Origin of the sequence: Agromyces laixinhei, from assembly GCF_006337065.1 — a bacterium.
Classification (GTDB): Bacteria; Actinomycetota; Actinomycetes; order Actinomycetales; family Microbacteriaceae; genus Agromyces; species Agromyces laixinhei.
In genome coordinates this window covers 1,994,005-2,016,564 of sequence record NZ_CP040872.1, presented here as the reverse complement: position 1 = coordinate 2,016,564, position 22,560 = coordinate 1,994,005, and the positions used below count along the sequence as shown (strand labels likewise).

The window sequence follows — 22,560 nt, the reverse complement described above, 5'->3', positions numbered from 1 at the left end:
ACGGCGTCAGGCCAGATGCCCGGCCTTCTCCATCTGACGAAGCTCGCGCTTGAGGTCGGACACCTCGTCTCGGAGACGCGCGGCGAGCTCGAACTTCAGTTCTCCGGCGGCAACGAGCATCTGGTCGTTCAAGTCGCGGATGATGTCTTCGAGATCGTTGGCACCGGCCGCCGCGATGCCCTCGCGACGGAGGTTCGGCACCGAGGTCTTCTTCGTCGCGTCGCGTCCGGCGAGCAGGGCCGCCGTGTCGGCCTCTTCGCGCGCGAGCACGTCGGTGATGTCGGCGATGCGCTTGCGAAGCGGTTGGGGATCGATGCCGTTGACCTGGTTGTACTCGAGTTGCATCTCGCGTCGGCGTGTCGTCTCGTCGATCGCGGACTTCATCGAGTCGGTGAGCACGTCGGCATACATGTGCACCTCGCCCGAGACGTTTCGCGCAGCACGTCCGATGGTCTGGATGAGCGAGGTCGATGAACGGAGGAAGCCTTCTTTGTCTGCGTCGAGGATCGCGACGAGCGAGACCTCGGGAAGGTCGAGCCCTTCGCGAAGCAGGTTGATGCCGACGAGCACGTCGTAGACGCCCGCCCTGAGCTCGGTGAGCAGTTCGACGCGGCGGAGCGTGTCGACATCGGAGTGGAGATACCGGACGCGGACGCCTGCCTCGGTGAGGAAGTCGGTGAGCTCTTCGGCCATCTTCTTCGTGAGCGTCGTGACGAGCACGCGCTCGTCACGACCGGCACGGGTGCGGATCTCTTCGAGGAGGTCGTCGATCTGCCCCTTCGAGGGCTTCACCACGATCTGCGGATCGACGAGCCCCGTCGGGCGGATGATCTGCTCTACGACGCCGTCGGCGATGCCCATCTCGTAGCGCCCGGGCGTCGCCGAGAGGTACACGGCCTGGCCGACACGGGCCTTGAACTCGTCCCACTTCAGCGGCCGGTTGTCGAGAGCGCTCGGCAGGCGGAACCCGTGCTCGACGAGCGTGCGCTTGCGCGACGAGTCACCCTCGTACATCGCGCCGATCTGCGGCACGGTGACGTGCGACTCGTCGATGACGACGAGGAAGTCGTCGGCGAAGTAGTCGAGGAGACAGTGCGGAGCCTCGCCCGCCTGACGGCCGTCGATGTGCCGCGAGTAGTTCTCGATTCCCGAGCAGAACCCGATCTGCTCCATCATCTCGAGGTCGAACGTGGTGCGCATGCGCAGTCGCTGCGCCTCGAGCAGCTTGCCCTCGCGCTCGAGCTCGGCGAGCCGCTCCTCGAGTTCGATGCGGATGGTGCCGATCGCGCGCTGCATCACCTCGGTGCTCGCCACGTAGTGAGAGCCGGGGAAGACGGGAACCGAGTCGAGCTTCGCGACGACCTGGCCGGTCAGCGGGTGGAGGCTGTAGAGCGCCTCGATCTCGTCACCGAACATCTCGATGCGGATCGCGAGTTCTTCGTAGATCGGGATGATCTCGATCGTGTCGCCGCGAACGCGGAAGTTGCCGCGCGAGAAGTCGACGTCGTTGCGCTGGTACTGCATCGAGACGAATTTGCGGATGAGCCAGTCACGGTCGACCTGCTGCCCGACCTGCAGTGGCATCATGGCGCCGAGGTACTCTTCGGGTGTGCCGAGTCCGTAGATGCACGAGACCGACGACACGACCACGACATCGCGGCGACTCAGCAGCGAGTTCGTCGTCGAATGGCGCAGTCGCTCGACCTCTGCGTTGATCGAGGAGTCTTTCTCGATGAAGGTGTCGGTCTGCGGAACGTACGCCTCGGGCTGGTAGTAGTCGTAGTACGAGACGAAGTACTCGACGGCGTTGTTCGGCAGCAGCTCGCGGAACTCGTTGGCGAGCTGTGCCGCGAGCGTCTTGTTGTGCGCGAGCACGAGCGTCGGGCGTTGCACCTGCTCGATGAGCCACGCCGTCGTTGCTGACTTGCCGGTGCCGGTCGCGCCGAGCAGCACCACGTCGGTCTCACCGGCGTTGATGCGTGCGGCGAGTTCGGCGATCGCCGCCGGTTGATCGCCGCTCGGCGTGTACTCGCTGATGACCTCGAACGGCCTGACTGAACGGGTGGCCTGCATGCTCTCCAGTCTAGGATCGCCCGCCGACACTCCGCCTGTGAGCCGGCGGCCTGACCGGCGCGCCGGTCAGGCCCTGGCGCGGCGCTCTTCGACGATGCGGTGCCAGAGCTCGTCGGTCTGGCTCATCGTGTGCGCCAGCGAACCATCCGTATCGATGACGACGTCGGCGATCGCGAGGCGGGCGGTGTTGTCGACCTGAGCGTCGACGCGGGCCTCGGCCTGACCGAGGTCGAGTCCGCGCTCCTCGACGAGCCGTTGGACCTGGGCGCGACGAGGCGCATCGGTCACGACGATGAGGTCGAACGGGTGGTCGACGGATGCCTCGACGAGCAACGGGACGTCGTAGACCACGACGGCATCGGGGTCCTCCTGCCCCGCCTTCGCGATCATGCGGCTCGAGAGCTCGCGCACCGCGGGATGCACGATCGCGTTGAGCTTGGCGAGCAGCTCTGCATCGCCGAAGACGCGCTTGCCGAGCTTCGCACGGTCGAGCGTGCCGTCGCGATGCAGCACGTCGGCACCGAACTCTTCGACGATCGAAGCCAGAGCCGGTGTGCCGGGCACCACGACTCGCCTCGCGAGCTGGTCGGCGTCGATGTGCACGGCGCCGTGTTCGTAGAGCCGACGCGCGACCGTGGATTTTCCTGAGGCGATGCCGCCCGTGAGGCCGATCAGATACACACCCCAACTCTAGCCGTGCAGCACTCGACGTGACGGTGCCGGGGCGCCGTGAACGACCGTCTCGTGAATGCCGGAAGGCCGGCCCCCGAGGGAGCCGGCCTTCGTATCGCGGGGATCGCGACTAGTTGCTCGAGAGCTTCTCTCGCAGCGCGGCGAGCGAAGCGTCGTCGGCGAGGGTACCCGCGCCGGCGGTGTCGCCCGTGTACGAAGCCGCACTCGAGGTGAACGAGTCGTCGGCCACAGCAGCAGCATTCGCCGCGGCGACCTGCTTCTTGTGCGCCTCCCAGCGAGCCTGGGCTGCAGCGTAGTCCTGCTCCCACTTCTCGCGCTGGGACTCGAAGCCCTCGCGCCATTCGTTGGTCTCGGAGTCGAAGCCCTCGGGGTACTTGTAGTTGCCCGCCTCGTCGTACTCCGTGAGCATGCCGTAGAGCGCCGGGTCGAACTCGGTGCCCTCGGGGTCGACGCCGTCGTTCGCCTGCTTCAGCGAGAGCGAGATGCGACGACGCTCGAGGTCGATGTCGATGACCTTGACGAAGACCTCTTCGCCGACCGACACGACCTGCTCTGCGAGCTCGACGTGCTTGCCCGACAGCTCGGAGATGTGGACGAGTCCCTCGATGCCATCGGCGACACGCACGAACGCACCGAACGGAACGAGCTTCGTGACCTTACCCGGGGCGACCTGGCCGATCGCGTGGGTACGGGCGAAGACCTGCCACGGGTCCTCCTGCGTCGCCTTGAGCGACAGCGAGACGCGCTCGCGGTCGAGCTCGACGGAGAGCACCTCGACGGTGACCTCCTGGCCGACCTCGACGACCTCGCTGGCGTGCTCGATGTGCTTCCACGAGAGCTCGGAGACGTGGACGAGACCGTCGACGCCGCCGAGGTCGACGAACGCACCGAAGTTGACGATCGACGAGATGACACCCTTGCGGATCTGGCCCGGGTGGAGGTTCGCGAGGAACGTCGAACGCGACTCGGACTGCGTCTGCTCGAGGAGGGCGCGGCGCGAGAGCACGACGTTGTTGCGGTTCTTGTCGAGTTCGAGGATCTTCGCCTCGATCTCCTGCCCGAGGTACGGCGTGAGGTCGCGTACGCGGCGCAGCTCGATGAGCGACGCCGGGAGGAAGCCGCGCAGGCCGATGTCGACGATCAGGCCGCCCTTGACGACCTCGATGACCGAACCGGTCACGACGCCATCGGCTTCCTTGATCTTCTCCACGTCGCCCCATGCACGCTCGTACTGAGCGCGCTTCTTCGAGAGGATGAGGCGGCCTTCTTTGTCTTCCTTCTGCAGGACGAGGGCCTCGACGGTGTCGCCGACGCCGACGACCTCGGTGGGATCGACGTCGTGCTTGATCGAAAGCTCACGCGAGGGGATGACGCCCTCGGTCTTGTAGCCGACGTCGAGGAGGACCTCGTCGCGGTCGATCTTCACGACGGTACCTTCGATGAGGTCGCCGTCATTGAAGAACTTCAAAGTCTTCTCGACCGCGGCGAGGAAATCGTCAGCAGATCCGATGTCGTTGATCGCGACCTGCTTGGGTGCCTTGGTCGTTGCGGTTGTCATGTAGTGAATGCTCCGTAAAGGACAAAATCGAGCCCATCGCGCGGGAGAGCGTTATGTGATTCCGCGATGGGCGTGCGGACAGGAATGTCACACGAGTGACACTCCATGCTAACGGAACCGCTCCCCCATCGGCAAACGACCCGTCAACCGCGCCGCTGAGGCGTCGGTTCGGTCGCGGCGGCACCGTCTCGCGGCCTCAGGATGCTGCGAATGGCCGGCTCGAGTTCGGGGTACTCGAACTCGTAGCCTGCCTCGAGCAGACGCTCGGGAACGACCCACCGACTCTTCAGCACGAGTTCGGTCTCGGTACGGAGCACTGCGGAGCCGGGCTCGAGCATCCATCGCCACGCCGGCGCGCCGAAGGGAACCGCGAGACAACTGCGGATCGAGCGCATCAGCGTGCGGTTGTCAGTGGGGTTCGGTGCGCTCACGTTGACCACGCCGTCGACGTCGGGCCGCGCCGCGACGAAGTCCATGATGCCGGCGACGTCGTGGAGGTGCACCCAGCTGAAGCGCTGCAACCCGCCTCGTGCGCGGAACTCGTGGTACGTGCCCGCAGATCGCCGGGCGCGCGTCGCCGGCCATCGTCCGTCGAGTTGCGGGCCCCCGAGGCCCAGCCGCGCGAGCCGGGCGAGCAGCCGCATCACGCCGCCGTCGCCGAGCACGATCGCGATCCGGAGCGCGATCCGCCGCGTCGACGGCAGCGACCCGGCGAAGAACTCGGCCTCCCAGGCCTTCGCGACATCGACGGAGAATCCGCTCCCGAGCTCGCCCTCGCGTTCGGTCATGGGGCGGTCTTCAGCGTGCCGGTAGATCGTCGCCGTCGAGGAGTTGAACCAGACGCGCGGCGGCGCTGCTGCCGATTCGACGGCCGTTCGCAGCGCCGCCGTGGTCTCGACCCGCGACCTGACGATCTCAGCGCGATTGCCCGTTCACGCTCTTGCCGGCGAGGTTCACGAGCACGTCGCATCCGTCGACGACGCGTGCGATGGCAGCAGCGTCGCCCCACGCGGCATCCGCCGACGCGCCGCGACCGATCGTGCGCACCTCGACGCCCGCGGCGCGATACCTCGCGACGAGGTACCCGCCGATGAATCCGGACGCCCCCGCGATGGCCACGCGTGTCATGCCGGCGGCTCGTGGGTGTACCCCCTCGGCATGAGCACGCTCACCCGAGCAGCGCGGAGCGCAGGGTGTCGAGCCCGACGCCGCCGAGGGCGAGCGCGTTGCGGTGGAACTCGCGGATGTCGAAGGACTCACCCTCGCGGCGCGCCACCTCGTCGCGCAGCTGCTCCCAGATGCGCTGCCCCACCTTGTAGGAAGGCGCCTGGCCCGGCCAACCGAGGTAGCGATTGACCTCGAACCGCACGAAACCCTCGTTCATGTTCACGTTCCGGCCGAGGAACTCGAGCGCGTAGTCGCCCGTCCACACACCATTGCCATCCGGCCGCTGCTTGCCGAGGTGCACGCCGATATCGAGCACCACGCGGGCCGCACGCAGTCGCTGACCATCGAGCATGCCGAGCCGGTCGGCGGGGTCGTCGAGGTAGCCGAGCCCCTGCATGAGCCGCTCAGCGTAGAGCGCCCAGCCTTCTGCATGGCCGGAAGTGCCCGCGAGCTGGCGCCGCCAGGTGTTCAGCTGACCGCGATTCACCACGGCCTGGCCGATCTGCAGGTGGTGACCGGGAACGCCCTCGTGGTAGACGGTCGTGAGCTCGCGCCAGGTGTCGAACTCGGTGACGCCTTCGGGCACCGACCACCACATGCGGCCGGGGCGCGAGAAGTCGTCGCTCGGTCCGGTGTAGTAGATGCCGCCCTCCTGCGTCGGTGCGATCATGCACTCGAGCGCACGGATCTCAGCGGGGATGTCGAACTGCGTGCCGGCGAGCTCGGCGACGGCGCGGTCGCTCGTCTCCTGCATCCAGCGCTGCAGCGCGCCCGTGCCGTGCAGTTTTCGCGTCGGGTCGGCATCGAGGAAGGCGATGGCCTCGGCGACGGCGTCTCCCGAGACCGTCGAACCGGCACCCGACAGGATCTCGTTCGCGATGGACTCCTGTTCGGCGACCATTCGGGCGAGCTCTTCGATGCCCCACTCATACGTCTCGTCGAGGTCGATCACGGCCCCGAGGAAGCGGCGCGACTGCAGCGCGTAGATCTCGCGGCCCACGCCGTCGTGCTCTCCGGCGACGGGGTACAGGTCGGTCTCGAGGAAGTCGGCGAGCCGGCCGTACGAGGATGCGGCGGCCGCCGCACCGTTGCCGAGGTCGCGAACCAGTGGTGGCGGCAGCTCGGCGCCCGCCGAGCCGGCGAAGGTGCCGAAGAAGCCGTCGGGTTCGGCGATGCGCCGGGCCTGTGCGGCCACCTCGCGAACCTGCCGGGCCGCAGGCACTGTGCCGCGCGCGATGCCTTCGCGAAGCGTCTCGATGTAGCCGTCGATCGCGCTGGGGACCGCCTCGAGGCGGGTCGCGATGCGGTGCCACTCATCGGGGGCGTCGGTGGGCATGAGGTCGAAGACCTCGCGGATCTCCTGGGCCGGACTTGCGATGACGTTGAGGTCGCGCAGGTGGAGCCCCGCGTCGTGCCGTTCGAGCTCGAGTTCGAGCTCGCTGCCGAGGTCGGCAACGGTGATGCGGTCGACGTCGTCGACCGGTGTCGCGGCACGAAGGGACGCGAGTGCCGCGCGAGTGGCCGCGATCGAGCGTTCGTGACCCTCGGGCGAGAAATCGGCCAGCCGATCGTCATGCGTGGTGCGCCCGATATACGTGCCGACGCCGGGGTCCAGCTCGACGAGCGTGTCGACCCACCCCTCTGCGATCGCGTCGATCTCGGTCGGAGTGCGCTCAGTCGATGCCATGACCCCGAGCCTATGGCAGACCGGCCGACCTCGCGCCTGCGGCCGGGCGACCGGCGCTCAGGTGAGCTGCGTCCTCCCAAGGTCAGTGAGCTGCGTCCTCCCAATTGGCTCCGCGACCGATCTGAACGTCGAGCGGTACGAGCAGATCGGCGGCGTGCGCCATGCGGTCGCGCACAAGGGATTCGAGGGTCTCGGACTCCCCCGCGGCGACCTCGAAGATGAGCTCGTCGTGCACCGTGAGCAGCATGCGGCTGGCCATGCCCTGGGCCGCGAGATCGGTCTCGACCCGTGACATCGCGATCTTGATGATGTCGGCGGCCGAACCCTGGATCGGTGAGTTCAGTGCGGCACGCTCGGCGTTCTCACGAAGCACCCGGTTCGGGCTGTTGAGGTCGGGGAAGGGACGCCGACGACCGAAGATGGTCTCGGTGTAGCCGTCGATCTTCGCTTGCTCGACGACCATGCGAAGGTAGTCGCGCACCGCGCCGAACCGTTCGAAGTACTCCTTCATGAGCTGCGTCGCCTCGGCGCGATCGATGCGGAGCTGCTTGGAGAGCCCGAAGGCGCTGAGACCGTAGGCGAGCCCGTACGACATCGCCTTCACCTTCGTGCGCATCACCGGCGTGACGTCGCCGGGGTCGACCCCGAACACGCGTGCACCGACGAAGCGGTGCAGGTCTTCACCGGCGTTGAACGCCTCGATGAGACCGGGGTCACCCGAGAGGTGCGCCATGATGCGCATCTCGATCTGCGAATAGTCGGCGGTGAGCAGTTCGGTGTACTCGGGCCCGTGCCGGAAGGCCTTGCGGATGCGCCGGCCGTCTTCGGTGCGGATCGGGATGTTCTGCAGGTTCGGGTCGTTCGACGACATGCGGCCGGTCGCCGCGCCGATCTGCCCGTAACTCGTGCGGATGCGCCCGTCGGCCGCGATCGACTTGTCGAGCGACTCGACGATCTGGCGCAGCTTCGTGGCATCGCGGTGCTCGAGCAGATATCCGAGGAACGGGTGCGGGTTCGACTCCTGCAGGTCGGCCAACGCACTCGCGTCGGTCGTGTACCCGGTCTTCGTCGCACGCGTCTTCGGCATGCCGAGCTGTTCGAAGAGCACTTCCTGCAGCTGCTTGGGCGAACCGAGGTTGACCTCGCGCCCGATCTCGGCGAACGCAGCCTCGGCCAGGCCGGCGGCACGCGCACCGAGCTCGGCGGAGAGCGCGGAGAGCTCGGCGTGATCGACAGTGACGCCGCGCACCTCCATCGCCGCGAGCACGGCGATGAGCGGCATCTCGATGTCGGCCAGCAGCTGCCGCGAACTCTCGGGCAGCGCCCTGAGCACGACGGGGGCGACCCGCACGGAGTACCACGCGTACTCGGGGGCGCCGGCATCGGTGCCCTCTTCCGGCACGAGCTGCGCCGGGTCGGCCTGTGGCACGGTCTCGCCGAGGTAGCGTGCGACGAGGTCGGCGAGGGTCTTCTCGGCGAGGATCGGCCGCACGAGCCATCCGGCGACGAGTGTGTCGACCACGAGCCCGTCGAACGCGAGACCAGAGCGCATGAGCGCCTTCAGCTGCGGTTTCGCGTCGGTCATGATCTTCGGGGAATCGCTCGCGAGCCAAGCTTCGAACGGGGCATAGTCGCTGCGCCCTGCCTGCCACGTGAGATGCACGGATTCTGCGGCGGTCGCGATGCCGGCGCCGACCACCGCGCCATCGATCACCTCGAGGCTGAGGCCGAGACCGGCGGGTTCGGCAGCGACGGCCCGTTCGATCCATGCGGCGAGCTCTTCATCGAGGAGCCGGCGCGGGCTCGGGGCGGAGGGAGCCGCGGGCGCATCCTGTGCGGGCACTGCGGCAGGAGCCGATGTCACGGCCGCGCCGTTGCCGTTGCCATTGCCCGCCGCGAGCTTCTTCATGCGCTCGAACAGTGTGCGGAACTCGAGCCGCTCGAACAGCGGAGCCACCTCGTCGATGTCGATCGGCTTCGCCTCGAGCTCGTCGATCTCGAGTTCGAGTTCGACGTCGTCGACCAGACGGTTGAGCCGGCGATTGCGGATCGCGTTCTCCTTCTCGTCGCGCAGGTTCTGCCCGACGACGCCCTTGATCTCGTCGGCGTGCTCGAGGATGCCGTCGAGGGAACCGTACAGGCCGAGCCACTTGACGGCGGTCTTCTCGCCGACCTTCGTGATGCCGATGAGGTTGTCGCTCGTCTCGCCCACGAGCGCCGCGACATCGGGGTACTGCTCGGGCCGGATGCCGTATCGCTCCACGACCGCGTCGGTGTCGTAGCGTTTCAGCTGCGAGACGCCCTGCGTGTTCGGGTAGAGCAGCGTGACGTCGTCGTTGACGAGCTGGATCGTGTCTCGGTCGCCCGAGACCAAGAGCACACGATACCCCTCGGCGCGGCCACGGGCCGCGAGCGTCGCGAGGATGTCGTCGGCCTCGAAGTCTTCCTTCTCGAGCGTGCGCACCCCCATCGCCTTCAGTGCGTCTTGCAGGAGCGGCACCTGCCCCTTGAACTCGGCCGGCGTCTCGCCGCGCGTGCCCTTGTACTCGGGGTACTCGCGCGTGCGGAACGAGGCGCGCGAGATGTCGAAGGCGACGGCGAGATGCGTGGGCTTCTCGTTCGCCAGCAGCAGGAGCAGCATCGACAGGAACCCGTGGATGGCGTTCGTGTGCTGCCCGTCGCGGGTGGTGAAACTGTCGACCGGGAGGGCGTAGAAGGCTCGGAAGGCCAGCGAATGGCCGTCGACGACGAGGAGGGTGGGCTTATCTGCGTCCGACACCAGATAAGACTACAAGCGCCCGCCGACACCGCCGACGCGTCGATGCGCCCGGACATGAGAACAGCGGATGCCGCGGCGACACCTGTCGCCGCGGCATCCGCTGTCTGAGATCGGCGGTGCTACTTCTTGGCCGCGAGCTGCTCGATGATCGCCTGCGAGACGTCTTTCATCGTCAGGCGGCGGTCCATCGAGGCCTTCTGGATCCATCGGAACGCGTCAGGCTCGGAGAGTCCCATCTTCTCGTTGAGCAGCCCCTTGGCCCGATCGACGAGCTTGCGGGTCTCGAAGCGCTCGACGAGGTCGCCGACCTCGGCTTCGAGTGCGATGATCTGCGCGTAGCGGGCCAGGGCGATCTCGATGGCGGGCAGGAGATCGTTGGGCGTGAACGGCTTCACGACGTAGGCGAGGGCGCCCGCTTCGCTGGCTCGCTCGACGAGCTCCTTCTGGCTGAACGCCGTGAGGAGCACGACCGGGGCGATGTGGCCCTTCGAGAGTCGCTCCGCCGCGGAGATGCCGTCGAGCTGGGGCATCTTGACGTCCATGATGACGAGGTCGGGCCGCAGCTCGGTGGCGAGTGCGACCGCGGTCTCACCGTCACCGGCCTCGCCGACGACCTCGTAGCCGTTGTCGCGCAGGATCTCGACGATGTCGAGGCGGATGAGCGACTCATCTTCCGCCACGACCACGCGGCGTGGTGCCGACTGAGTTGGTTCGGTGTCTGTCACGGAGGAAAGCCTACGGTATTCTGAGCTGGGCCTCTGGCCGGTGTGGCGGAATGGCAGACGCGGAGCACTCAAAATGCTTTGCCCGAAAGGGCGTGTGGGTTCGACCCCCACCACCGGCACCACTGCAGAATCAGCCGGGAGAGACAGAAGGAGCCGGCCCCGTTCGGGACCGGCTCCTCACGTTCGGACGACTACAGCACGTCGCCGACGACGTGCACGCGCACGTCGTTGGTGGTGCCGGGGATTCCGGGAGGGGAACCCGAGATGATGACGACCTTCTCGCCCGTCGCTGCCTTGCCGGTCTTGGCGAGCACCTCGTCGACCTGACCGACCATCTGGTCGGTGTGGGTCACACGGGCGACCACGAAGGACTCGACACCCCAGTTGAGGGCGAGGCGACGGCGGATCGCAGGGTCGGGCGTGAACGCCAGGATCGGGATGCTCGAGCGAAGTCGCGTCATGCGGCGCACTGATTCGCCGGACTCCGTGAAGACGCAGAGGTACTTCGCCTCGACGAAGTCGGCGACCTCGACTGCGGCGGCCGTGATGGCGCCGGCCTGCGTGCGCGGCTTCGTGCCGAGCGGCAGGATGCGGTCGAGGCCGTGCTCCTCGGTCGACTCGACGATGCGTGCCATCGTCTCGACCGTGACCACCGGATATTCGCCGACGCTCGTCTCGCCGGAGAGCATCACGGCATCGGCCCCGTCGAGCACGGCGTTGGCGACATCCGAGGTCTCGGCACGCGTCGGCACCGGACTGTGGATCATGGATTCGAGCATCTGCGTCGCCACGATGACGGGCTTGGCGAGACGACGGGCGATCTCGACGGCACGCTTCTGCACGATCGGCACGGCCTCGAGCGGCAGTTCGACGCCGAGGTCGCCGCGGGCGACCATGATGGCGTCGAACGCTTCGGTGATCTCCTCCAGTGCGTCGACGGCCTGCGGCTTCTCGATCTTGGCGACGACGGGCACACGACGGCCCGCCTCGTCCATGATCTCGTGCACGCGCGTGATGTCGGCGGCGTTGCGCACGAAGGAGAGCGCGATGAGATCGGCGCCGAGCTCGAGACCCCAGCGCAGGTCGGCCTCGTCCTTCTCGGAGAGTGCCGGCACGTTGACGGCCACGCCCGGCAGGTTGATGCCCTTGTTGTTCGATACCGGACCGGCCACGACGACCCGGGTGGTGACGACCACGCCGTCGGTCTCGACGACCTCGACGCGCACCTTGCCGTCGTCGATCAGCAGGAAGTCGCCGGGCTTGACGTCGTGGGGCAGGCCCTTGAACGTCGTGCCGACCAGCTCCTTGGTGCCGACGACGTCTTCGGTCGTGATCTTGAAGATATCGCCCTCGGCGAGCTCATGTGGGCCATCGGCGAACTTGCCGAGCCGGATCTTCGGGCCCTGCAGGTCGACCAGCACGGCGACCGCCTTGCCGCTGTCGTTCGCGGCCTTCCGTACGTTCTGGTAGACGCCCTCGTGCACGTCGTAGGTACCGTGGCTGAGGTTCATCCGTGCGACGTCGACGCCCGCATCGATGATCGCCCGGATCTGCTCATAGCTCGATGTCGCCGGCCCGAGGGTGGCGACGATCTTCGCTCGTCTCATTGTTGTGTGCTCCATGTTCCGCGCAATTGCGCCGGGTTTCGGTCGAAGCGCGCCACGCGGCGCGCCATGGTCAGATGGAGAAGGCGCGCGCCGTCGAGGCGATCGGCGACGGCAGCAGGGTCTCGCCTTCAAGGTAGCGGTCGACTGCGGATGCCGCAGCACGACCTTCAGCGATCGCCCAGACGATGAGCGATTGCCCCCGGCCGGCATCGCCGGCGACGAAGACACCCGGCTGGGCGGTCGCATAATCGGACTCGCGCGCGAGGTTGCCGCGATCGGTGACGGGCAGCGGGAGCTGCTCATCGAACGCGACCGTCTCGGGCCCGGTGAATCCGAGCGCGAGCAGCACGAGGTCGGCGGGGATCTCCCGCTCGGTGCCGGCTCTCGGCACGCGTCGGCCGTCGAGGTATTCGGTCTCGGCGACCCGGATGGCGCGCAACTCACCGGCGTCGTTCGCGAGGAACTCGACCGTCGAGGCGAGGAACTGGCGGTTGCCGCCCTCTTCGTGCGCGCTCTGCACCTCGAACACCGTCGGGTGCATCGGCCACGGCTGGTGCTCCGGCCGGTTCGCGCTCGGCTCCTTGCCGATCGCGAGGTTCGTGACCGACAGTGCGCCCTGTCGGTGGGCGGTACCGATGCAGTCGGCACCGGTGTCACCGCCGCCGAGGACGACGACGTGCTTGCCCTCGGCCGTGATCTGGTCGACGACCTGGTCGCCGGCCAGGTGGCGGTTCGACTGCACCAGGTACTCCATGGCGAAGTGCACGCCCGGAAGCTCGCGGCCGGGCACCGGCAGATCTCGAGGGACGACCGCCCCGGTGGCCACCACGACCGCGTCGTAACGCTCACGCAGCTGCGCCCAGGTGATGTCGACACCGATATCGACGCCGGCGCGGAACCGGGTGCCCTCAGCCGTCATCTGCGCGAGCCGCTGGTCGAGGTGCTTCTTCTCCATCTTGAAATCGGGGATGCCGTAGCGGAGCAGGCCGCCGATGCGGTCGTCGCGTTCGAAGACCGCGACCGTGTGACCGGCGCGCGTCAGTTGCTGGGCAGCGGCGAGCCCGGCAGGGCCGGAGCCGACGACCGCGACGGTCTTGCCGGTCAGCCGGCCGGGCGGCTGGGGCTGGACCCAGCCGTTGCCGAAGGCGTCGTCGATGATCGAGACCTCGACCTGCTTGATCGTGACGGCGGGCTGGTTGATGCCGAGCACGCACGAGGATTCGCACGGTGCGGGGCAGAGACGCCCGGTGAACTCGGGGAAGTTGTTCGTGGCGTGGAGGCGTTCGGCCGCCGCGCGCCCCTCACCGCGGAACATGAGATCGTTCCATTCGGGGATCAGGTTGCCGAGCGGGCAACCCTGATGGCAGAACGGAACGCCGCAGTCCATGCAGCGACCTGCCTGACGGCGGAGCTGTGCGGGGTCGCCCTGCTCGTAGACCTCCTTGAAGTCCATGATTCGCACGGGAACGGGCCGCCGCTTGGGCAGCTCCCGCTCGGTAACCTTCAGGAAGCCCTTCGGGTCAGCCATTCGTCACCTCCAGAATTCGATTCCAGACCACGTCGCCGTCGGGGTCGAGCCCTTCGTCGACCGCGCTCTGGCGGGTACGGAGCACTGCGGCGTAGTCGCGAGGCAGCACCTTGGTGAAACGGTCGAACGCATCGTCGCCTTCGGCGAGGAGCGATGCGGCGATCGCCGAGTCGGTGTTCGCGACGTGCTGCTCGAGCAGGTCGCGCACGATCTCGTGGTCGGCGCTGCCGAGCGGCCCGAGTTCGAGCTCTCCCGCCGTCAGCGACTCACGGTTCACCCGGCCCTCCCGGAGGTCGAGCACGTACGCCGTGCCGCCGGACATGCCGGCACCGAGGTTGCGCCCGGTCTCGCCGAGGATGAGCGCGAGGCCGCCGGTCATGTACTCGAGTGCGTGGTCGCCGACCCCCTCGACGACCGCGGTCGCGCCGGAGTTCCGGACGAGGAAGCGCTCGCCGACGATGCCGCGGATGAACATGCTGCCCTGCGTGGCCCCGTACCCGATCACGTTGCCGGCGATCACGTTCCGCTCCGCGACGAAGCCGCTGTCGCGCGACGGTCGCACCACGATCTGCCCGCCCGAGAGGCCCTTGCCGACGTAGTCGTTCGAGTCCCCTTCGAGCCGGAGCGTGATGCCCGCCGGCAGGAAGGCACCGAGGGATTGGCCGGCGGAGCCGGTGAGGGTGACGTCGATCGAGCCGCTGGGCAGCCCGTGCTCGCCGCGCCGTACGGTGACCTCGTGGCCGAGCATGGTGCCGACGGCACGTTCCGTGTTGCGGATGGGCAGTTCGATCTCGACGCTTCCGCCCTGCTCGAGCACGAGCCTGCTCCGGCGGATGAGCTCGTTGTCGAAGTGCGCCTCGAGCTCGTGGTCCTGGCCGCGGGAGTTGCGTCGCGCCTCGGACTCGGAGAAGTCCGGCCCGACGAGCACGGGCGTCAGGTCGAGACCCGACGCCTTCCAGTGGTCGATCGCACGGTCGAGGTCGAGCAGCTCACGTCGGCCGATGATCTCGTCGATCGAGCGATAGCCGAGCTCGGCGAGGTACTCGCGCACCTCTTGGGCGATGAACTCGAAGAAATTGACCACGAACTCGGGCTTGCCGGTGAATCGCTTCCGCAGTTCGGGGTTCTGCGTTGCGACGCCCACCGGACACGTGTCGAGGTGGCAGACCCGCATCATGACGCAGCCCTGCACGACGAGCGGCGCCGTGGCGAACCCGAACTCCTCGGCTCCGAGCAGCGCGCCGATCACGACGTCGCGTCCGGTCTTCAGCTGTCCGTCGACCTGCACGACGACCCGGTCGCGCATGCCGTTCAGCATGAGCGTCTGCTGCGTCTCGGCGAGGCCGAGCTCCCACGGCGTGCCCGCGTGCTTCAACGAGTTGAGCGGGCTCGCGCCGGTGCCTCCGTCGTGCCCGGAGACGAGGATGACGTCGGCGAGGGCCTTCGCCGTGCCTGCCGCAACGGCGCCGATGCCCGACTGGCTCACGAGCTTCACGTGCACTCGCGCCCTCGGGTTCGCGCGCTTCAGGTCGAAGATCAGTTGCTTCAGGTCTTCGATCGAATAGATGTCGTGGTGCGGCGGCGGCGAGATGAGGCCGACACCGGCAGTCGCGTGACGTGTGCGCGCGACCCACGGGTACACCTTCGTCGGCGGCAGCTGGCCGCCTTCGCCGGGCTTGGCCCCCTGTGCGAGCTTGATCTGGATGTCGTCGGCGTGCGTGAGGTACATGCTCGTGACGCCGAAGCGGCCCGAGGCGACCTGCTTGATCGCGCTGCGCCGTTCGGGGTCGAGCAGGCGGTCGAGGTCTTCGCCGCCCTCACCGGTGTTGGACTTGGCGCCCAACCGGTTCATGGCGATCGCGAGGGACTCGTGCGCCTCCTTCGAGATCGAGCCGTAGCTCATCGCCCCGGTCGAGAAGCGCTTGACGATCGACTCGACGGATTCGACCTCGTCGAGCGGCACCGCAGGCCGGGTGCCGGTGCGGAGCGCGAACATGCCGCGCAGCGTCATCAGGTCTTCGGCCTGCGAGTCCACGAGCGAGGTGTATTCGCGGAACACGTCGTAGCGGCGGTTTCGCGTCGAGTGCTGGAGACGGAACACCGTCTCCGGGTTGAACAGGTGCGGCGAGCCGTCGCGACGCCACTGGTACTCGCCGCCAGTGGCGAGACGCTCGTGCGCACGCACGGCAGCATCCTCGGGATACGCCTCCGTGTGACGGTCGAGGTTCTCCGAGGCGATCGCGCCGATGCCGACGCCGCCGAGCTTCGACGTCGTGCCGGTGAAGAACTCGTCGATGAGGGCCTGATCGAGGCCGATCGCCTCGAAGGCCTGGGCTCCTGCGTACGAGGCGATCGTGGAGATGCCCATCTTCGACATGATCTTCAGGACGCCCTTGCCGAGCGCCTTGATGACGTTGTGCACCGCGTCTTCCGGGGTGACGCCCGTGATCACGCCGGAGCGCACGAGGTCTTCGCAGGTCTCCATCGCGAGGTACGGGTTGACGGCGGATGCCCCGTAGCCCACGAGCAGCGCGACATGATGCACCTCGCGCACGTCGCCCGCCTCGACGATGAGACCGACCTTCATGCGGTTCTCGGATCGGATGAGGTGGTGATGCACCGCAGAGAGCATGAGGAGAGACGGGATCGGTGCGAGGTCCTTGTTGGAATCGCGATCGCTCAGCACGATGAACGCCGCACCGGCCTCGATCGCCTCATCGACCTCGCCGCAGATGACGGCGAGACGGTTGCGCAAGGCCTCCGGCCCCTCATCGAACCGGTACAGCCCGCGGATGGTGACGGTCGTGCGAGCGCCGGGTTCGGGGTCGATGTGAACGATCTTCGCGAGTTCGTCGTTGTCGATCACGGGGAAGGTGAGCGAGACCTGGCGGGCGTGCTCGGGCCCGGCATCGAGCAGGTTGCGCTCGGGGCCGAGGGACGTGCCGAGCGAGGTGACGACGGCCTCCCGGATCGAGTCGAGCGGAGGGTTCGTGACCTGCGCGAACTGCTGCGTGAAGTAGTCGAAGAGCAGTCTCGGTCGCTTCGACAGCACCGCGATCGGAGTATCGGAGCCCATGGCGCCGAGCGGCTCCTGCCCGGTTCGAGCCATCGGCGCGAGGAGGATCTTCACTTCCTCCTCGGTGTAGCCGAAGGTGCGCTGTCGACGGTTGACGGATGCCGGCGGGTGCACGATGTGCTCGCGCTCGGGCAGTTCGGCGAGTTGGATGCGCCCCTGCTCGAGCCAGTCGCCCCACGGCTCGGTCGCTGCGAGCTCCGACTTGATCTCGTCGTCTTCGATGAGACGTCCGGCCTCGGTGTCGACGAGGAACATGCGGCCCGGCTGCAACCGGCCCTTGCGCACGATGCGGCTCTGCTCGATGTCGAGCACGCCGATCTCGCTCGCGAGCACGACGAGGCCGTCGTCGGTGACGACGTAGCGGCCGGGGCGGAGCCCGTTGCGGTCGAGCGTGGCCCCGACGAGCGTGCCGTCGGTGAAGACGATCGCGGCGGGGCCGTCCCACGGCTCCATGAGCATCGAGTGGTACTCGTAGAAGGCGCGGCGCTCGGGTGCGATCTCGGTCTGGTTCTCCCAGGCCTCGGGCACCATCATCATGACGGCGTGAGGCAGGCTCCGGCCGGCGAGCGTGAGCAGCTCGACGACCTCGTCGAAGGAGGCTGAATCGCTGGCGCCGGGAGTGACGATGGGCCGAAGCGGCGCGAGGTCGCCGAGCACCTCGGACTCGAGCTGCGACTGACGCGCCCGCATCCAGTTGCGATTGCCCTGGATCGTGTTGATCTCGCCGTTGTGCGCGATCATGCGGAAGGGCTGGGCGAGCGGCCACGACGGGAAGGTGTTCGTCGAGTACCGCGAGTGCACGAGTGCGAGCTTCGACGCGAAACGCTCGTCGGAGAGATCGGGGTAGAAGGGCTCGAGCTGGAGCGTCGTGACCATGCCCTTGTAGACGACGGTGCGGCACGAGAGCGAGGCGAAGTAGAGCTCGAGCTCGCGCTCGGCGCGCTTGCGCAGCCGAAACGTCAGTCGGTCGAGTTCGATGCCCGACACCGTCGCGCCGGTCGACGTGGTGGCGACCGCTTGCACGAAGAGCTGCTGCACGACCGGCATGGCCGCTCGTGCGAGCGTGCCCAGCTCTTCGGGGCGCACCGGCACTTCGCGCCATCCGATGACGGAAAGGCCCTCGGATGCCGCGAGCCCGACGAGTGCCTGCTTGATGCGGCTGCGCGTGGTGGGGTCGACGGGGAGGAACGCGTTGCCGACGGCGTAGGCGCCGGCTTCCGGCAACCCGAAGCCGGTGACGGCCCGCAGGAACGCGTCGGGCACCTGGGTGACGATGCCGGCGCCGTCGCCCGTGCCGGCGTCGGAGCCGACCGCTCCGCGATGCTCGAGGTTGCGCAACGCATCGAGCGCCGCGGTGATGATGTCGTGTCCGGCCGTGCCGCGCAGGGTGGCGACCATCGCGAGACCGCACGCGTCGCGCTCCGCGGCGGGGTCGTACATGCCCTGGGCGGGTGGAACGGTGCCGAACCGCGAGAAGGGTGGGGTGAGCGACACGGGAACCGTCCTCATCAAACTCAGTGTGCAGAGAGGGACGTCGTCGGCCCATCAAGGGGATGTCACGACACGGTGTGCGGCGTCGCTTCGGTGAACAGGGGGTGGTGGGGCGTCCTACGCGGTGGTGGATCGGTGTGGGCTTGTGGCCGCCGTCTCGCCGGTTGAGCTCTCGCTCTCGACTTCCTCGTCGAGTGCGTCGGAGTCGATGTCATCGGAGTCTACCTCAGCATCGGGCCCCGCCCATTCACGGCCCGCGACGTACGGGCTCCGCTCGTCGCCGGTGTGCCGGCGGCGCTGAACGAGTATCAGTACGATGCCGACGACGACGGCCGCGAACGACGCCCACACGTTCACCCGGATGCCGAGGAACATCTCGCTCGGATCGAGGCGGATCGATTCGAACAACGCACGACCCGCGCCGTACCAGATGAGATAGACGCCGAACGCCTTGCCCCAGCGCAGGTTGAACCGGCGTTCGAGCAGGATGATGGCTGCGGCGCCCGCGAGGTTCCAGATGAGCTCGTAGAGGAATGTGGGGTGGAAGAGCGTGCCGTCGGCAAGGCCCGCCGGGAAGGCCGGGTTGTCGGAGGAGATCTCGAGGCCCCACGGCAGGTCGGTGGGCGAACCGAACAGTTCGTGGTTGAACCAGTTGCCGAGTCGCCCGACCGCCTGGGCGACGAGGAGGCCGGGGGCGAGCGCGTCGGCGAACGACCAGAACCGGATGCCGGTGAAACGGCATCCGATGATCACACCGATGGCGCCGCCGAGGAGCGCGCCGTAGATCGCGTTGCCGCCCTCCCAGATGTTCCAGATGGCACCGGGCTCGAACGGGTTCCAGATGTTCGCTCCCTCGAAGAAGTAGTCGTCGGGGTGCGTGAAGACGTGGTAGAACCGCGCGCCGATGATGCCGAGCGGCACGGCCCACAGGGCGATGTCGAGCACGATGCCAGGCTCTGCGCCACGCTTGGTCAGGCGGCGCGAGGTGATGATGACGGCGAGGATGATGCCGACGAGGATGCAGAGCGCGTACGTCTGGATCGCAAGCGCGCCCCACGGAAGTGGGATCTCGAGGGTACGCCAAGCGGGGTCTGGGCTCGGGATGCTGAACGGTGCGATCACGCCGGCTGTTGCCTTTCCTCAGTTGCGTCGGCCGCTGACGGCCTCAATGAGCGTACTTCACTCCGAGCGTGTGCCGCGCGCGAGTTCCACAGCGAGCTCGCCGACGGCGGCGACTCCGCCCGTGGCGAGGGCGTTCACGAGGGCCGATCCGACGATCGCGCCCTCGGCGTACTCGAGCACCTCGGCGACCTGGGCGGCCGTGGAGATGCCGACGCCGACGCAGCTCGCCGGAGCGTTGGCGTGCGTCAGTCGCTCGACGAGCCTCCGGGCCGCCCGATCGACGTCGCTGCGGGCGCCGGTGATGCCCATGGTCGAGACCGCGTAGACGAAGCCGCGGCTGGCCTCGACGGCCTGCCGGATGCGCGCGTCGCTCGACGTCGGCGCCGCGAGGAACACCCGGTCGAGACCGGTGCGTTCGGATGCCGCGATCCATCCGGCCGCCTCGTCGGGAATGAGGTCGGGCGTGATGAGGCCCGCTCCCCCGGCAGCTGCGAGGTCGTCGGCGAAGCGATCGATGCCGTACTGCACGACGGGGTTCCAGTAGGTCATGATCAGCACCGGGGCATCCACTCGCTCGGTGATGCGCCGCACCGCCTCGAAGCCGTCGGCGAGGCGGAAGCCGTTCGCGAGGGCCTGCTGCGTCGCTGCCTGGATGACGGGGCCGTCCATCACCGGATCGGAGTAGGGCAGGCCGAGCTCGATGATGTCGACACCGCGTTCGACGATGGTCACGGCCGCCTCGACGCTCTCGTCGAACGTGGGGAAGCCGACAGGCAGGTACCCGATGAGGGCGCCGCCTGCCTCGTCGTTCCGACGGCGGATGACGGGACCGACCGTGTTCATTCGGCGTTCTCCTGGTCGTAGAGCTCGAAGTAGCGTGCAGCCGTGTCCATGTCCTTGTCACCGCGGCCCGACAGGTTCACCAGGATCGTCGCCTCCGATCCGAGTTCACGGCCGAGTTCGAGCGCGCCCGCGAGAGCGTGCGCCGACTCGATCGCGGGGATGATGCCCTCGGTGCGGGTGAGCAGGCGCAGTGCCTGCATCGCGGCGTCATCGCTCACCGGGCGGTAGTTCGCGCGGCCGATCGCCGAGAGCCACGAATGTTCGGGGCCGACACCCGGATAGTCGAGTCCGGCCGAGATCGAGTGGGACTCGATGGTCTGACCGTCATCGTCCTGCAGGAGGTAGCTGCGCGCGCCGTGGAGCACTCCGGGTCGCCCCTTGGTGATGGTGGCCGCGTGCCGTTCGGTCTCGACGCCCTCCCCTCCGGCCTCGAACCCGTAGAGCCCTACGCCCTCGTCGTCGAGGAAGGCGTGGAAGATGCCGATCGCGTTCGATCCGCCGCCGACGCAGGCGGCGACCGCCGTCGGCAGCGCGCCGGTGAGCTCGATGACCTGCCGGCGAGCCTCTTCTCCGATGATCTTCTGGAAGTCCCGCACCATCTCGGGGAACGGGTGCGGCCCCGCGACCGTGCCGAAGATGTAGTTGGTGCTCTCGACATTCGTGACCCAGTCGCGCATCGCCTCGTTGATCGCGTCTTTCAGGGTGCGCGATCCCGCAGTGACCGCGATGACCTCGGCACCGAGCAGGCGCATGCGCGCGACGTTGAGGGCTTGCCGCTCGGTGTCGACCTCGCCCATGTAGATGACGCAGTCGAGGCCGAAGAGCGCAGCGGCCGTCGCCGTGGCAACACCGTGCTGGCCGGCGCCGGTCTCTGCGATCACGCGTGTCTTGCCGATGCGCTTCGTGAGCAGTGCCTGACCGAGCACGTTGTTGATCTTGTGCGACCCGGTGTGGTTCAGGTCTTCGCGCTTCAGGATGACGCGGGCTCCGCCGGCATGCGCGGCGAAGCGAGGCACCTCGGTGATGATCGACGGACGCCCGGTGTAGCTGCGGCCGAGTTCGGCCAGTTCGGCGCCGAACGCCGGATCGAGCTTGGCGAGATCGTAGGCCTCGCCGAGCTCGTCGAGAGCGGCGATGAGGGACTCGGGCACGAAGCGCCCGCCGAAGTCGCCGAAGTACGGACCGGTCTGCGCTCTGAGCGCCATGTCACACCGCCAGGAAAGCTGAGAGGTTGGCAATCGGGTCGCCGCCGGTGACGAGTGCCTCGCCGACGAGCACGACATCGGCACCCGATGCGCGGTAGTGCGCGACATCAGCAGCCGAGAGCACCGCGGACTCGGCGACGCGGATCGCGCCGTCGGGGAACCGCGGCGCGAGTCGGCCGAAGAGGTCGCGGTCGAGTTCGAAGGTCGAGAGGTCGCGCGCGTTCACGCCGATGAGGCGTGCGCCGAGTGCGGCGGCTCGTTCGAGCTCCTCGGCCGAGTGCGTCTCGATGAGCGGCGTCATGCCGAGCTCGACGGTGAGCTCGTAGAGCTCGCGGAGGGTCGGGTCGTCGAGCGCGGCGACGATGAGCAGCACCAGGTCGGCCCCGGCCGCGCGTGCCTCGTACACCTGGTACGTCGTCGCGATGAAGTCTTTGCGGAGTACCGGCAGGGCCACGGCCTGACGGACCGCCTCGAGATCGGCGAGCGAGCCGCCGAACCTGCGGCCCTCGGTGAGCACGCTGATGGCACTCGCACCGCCCAGCTCGTACTGACGGGCGAGTGCAGACGGGTCGGAGATCGACGCGAGCGCGCCCCGAGAGGGGCTCGACCGCTTGATCTCTGCGATGACCTTGACGTGGGCGGCGGGGGCCAGTGCCTCGAGCGCGTCGAGCGCAGCCGGGCGCGCGAGCGCCGCGGCCTCGACCTCGGCGAGCGGTGCACGCTCACGGCGCGCCAGAGCGTCGGCGACAGCATTCGCCGTCAGCTCGGCCAGCACTAGTGCGCCTTTTCGGAGACCTTCGAGCCGCCGACGCCGTAGCCGGCGCGCGTGAGCACCCAACCGACGAGGAGGCCGACGACGAGGAGGCCTGCCGCGGCCCAGACGAGCCATTCCGCCGCGAAGAAGAAGGCGATCGTGCCGATCACGAAGGCGATGAGCATGATCGTGACGGCGGTCCATGCCGCGGGCGAGTTTCCGTGACCGGGATCTGCGATCTCAGTGCTCATG

At 68.0% G+C, this 22,560-nt stretch carries 14 protein-coding genes, 1 tRNA gene and 1 pseudogene; 1 reads left to right on the top strand and 15 read right to left on the bottom strand.

Annotated features, from left to right (window positions below; genetic code table 11):
- Nucleotides 1-6: 6 nt before the first annotated feature.
- From uvrB to FHG54_RS09445, 7 genes and pseudogenes are all read right to left on the bottom strand, one after another.
- Nucleotides 7-2,073 (bottom strand): excinuclease ABC subunit UvrB, encoded by a 2,067-nt coding sequence (uvrB, locus tag FHG54_RS09475; protein ID WP_139417051.1) that lies wholly within the window; start codon nt 2,071-2,073, stop codon nt 7-9.
- Between the two features lie 66 nt (nt 2,074-2,139).
- Nucleotides 2,140-2,754, bottom strand: a complete 615-nt coding sequence (gene coaE, locus FHG54_RS09470) for a dephospho-CoA kinase (RefSeq protein WP_139417050.1) — start codon at nt 2,752-2,754, stop codon at nt 2,140-2,142.
- A 121-nt stretch (nt 2,755-2,875) separates the two neighbouring features.
- On the bottom strand, nt 2,876-4,324 hold the full coding sequence (gene rpsA / locus FHG54_RS09465; protein WP_139417049.1) for a 30S ribosomal protein S1: 1,449 nt from the start codon (nt 4,322-4,324) through the stop codon (nt 2,876-2,878).
- A 143-nt stretch (nt 4,325-4,467) separates the two neighbouring features.
- Nucleotides 4,468-5,452: pseudogene (locus FHG54_RS09460) on the bottom strand (epimerase).
- 40 nt (nt 5,453-5,492) lie between these two features.
- The gene (locus FHG54_RS09455; RefSeq protein WP_139417048.1) at nt 5,493-7,178 is read right to left on the bottom strand and encodes a DUF885 domain-containing protein; all 1,686 of its coding nucleotides are present in this window, start codon (nt 7,176-7,178) and stop codon (nt 5,493-5,495) included.
- 82 nt (nt 7,179-7,260) lie between these two features.
- Nucleotides 7,261-9,957, bottom strand: coding sequence for a DNA polymerase I (gene polA / locus FHG54_RS09450; RefSeq protein ID WP_139417047.1), 2,697 nt, complete (start codon nt 9,955-9,957; stop codon nt 7,261-7,263).
- A 119-nt stretch (nt 9,958-10,076) separates the two neighbouring features.
- Nucleotides 10,077-10,682 (bottom strand): ANTAR domain-containing response regulator, encoded by a 606-nt coding sequence (locus FHG54_RS09445; protein WP_139417046.1) that lies wholly within the window; start codon nt 10,680-10,682, stop codon nt 10,077-10,079.
- 36 nt (nt 10,683-10,718) lie between these two features.
- Here FHG54_RS09445 and FHG54_RS09440 point away from each other — a divergent pair.
- A tRNA-Leu gene (locus FHG54_RS09440) sits at nt 10,719-10,804 on the top strand.
- A gap of 69 nt (nt 10,805-10,873) precedes the next feature.
- On the opposite strand, the gene pyk is transcribed toward FHG54_RS09440, so the two are convergent.
- From pyk to FHG54_RS09400, 8 genes are all read right to left on the bottom strand, one after another.
- The gene (gene pyk, locus FHG54_RS09435) at nt 10,874-12,289 is read right to left on the bottom strand and encodes a pyruvate kinase (RefSeq protein WP_139417045.1); all 1,416 of its coding nucleotides are present in this window, start codon (nt 12,287-12,289) and stop codon (nt 10,874-10,876) included.
- A gap of 70 nt (nt 12,290-12,359) precedes the next feature.
- The gene (locus tag FHG54_RS09430) at nt 12,360-13,817 is read right to left on the bottom strand and encodes a glutamate synthase subunit beta (protein ID WP_139417044.1); all 1,458 of its coding nucleotides are present in this window, start codon (nt 13,815-13,817) and stop codon (nt 12,360-12,362) included.
- Nucleotides 13,810-18,402, bottom strand: coding sequence for a glutamate synthase large subunit (gene gltB, locus FHG54_RS09425; protein ID WP_139417043.1), 4,593 nt, complete (start codon nt 18,400-18,402; stop codon nt 13,810-13,812). Before gltB ends, FHG54_RS09430 begins: the two co-directional genes overlap by 8 nt.
- A gap of 99 nt (nt 18,403-18,501) precedes the next feature.
- Nucleotides 18,502-19,506 (bottom strand): prolipoprotein diacylglyceryl transferase, encoded by a 1,005-nt coding sequence (gene lgt / locus FHG54_RS09420; RefSeq protein ID WP_415858794.1) that lies wholly within the window; start codon nt 19,504-19,506, stop codon nt 18,502-18,504.
- A 57-nt stretch (nt 19,507-19,563) separates the two neighbouring features.
- A complete protein-coding gene (gene trpA / locus FHG54_RS09415) occupies nt 19,564-20,349 on the bottom strand; it encodes a tryptophan synthase subunit alpha (RefSeq protein WP_139417042.1) in 786 nt (261 codons plus the stop codon).
- Nucleotides 20,346-21,554 (bottom strand): tryptophan synthase subunit beta, encoded by a 1,209-nt coding sequence (gene trpB, locus FHG54_RS09410; protein ID WP_139417041.1) that lies wholly within the window; start codon nt 21,552-21,554, stop codon nt 20,346-20,348. The genes trpA and trpB overlap by 4 nt, the downstream gene beginning before the upstream one ends.
- Nucleotide 21,555: 1 nt before the next feature.
- Entirely contained in the window at nt 21,556-22,329 is a 774-nt protein-coding gene (gene trpC, locus FHG54_RS09405; protein WP_139417040.1) for an indole-3-glycerol phosphate synthase TrpC, read from the bottom strand.
- Nucleotides 22,329-22,559, bottom strand: coding sequence for a DUF6704 family protein (locus FHG54_RS09400; protein ID WP_139417039.1), 231 nt, complete (start codon nt 22,557-22,559; stop codon nt 22,329-22,331). The genes trpC and FHG54_RS09400 overlap by 1 nt, the downstream gene beginning before the upstream one ends.
- Between the last annotated feature and the right edge of the window lies 1 nt (nt 22,560).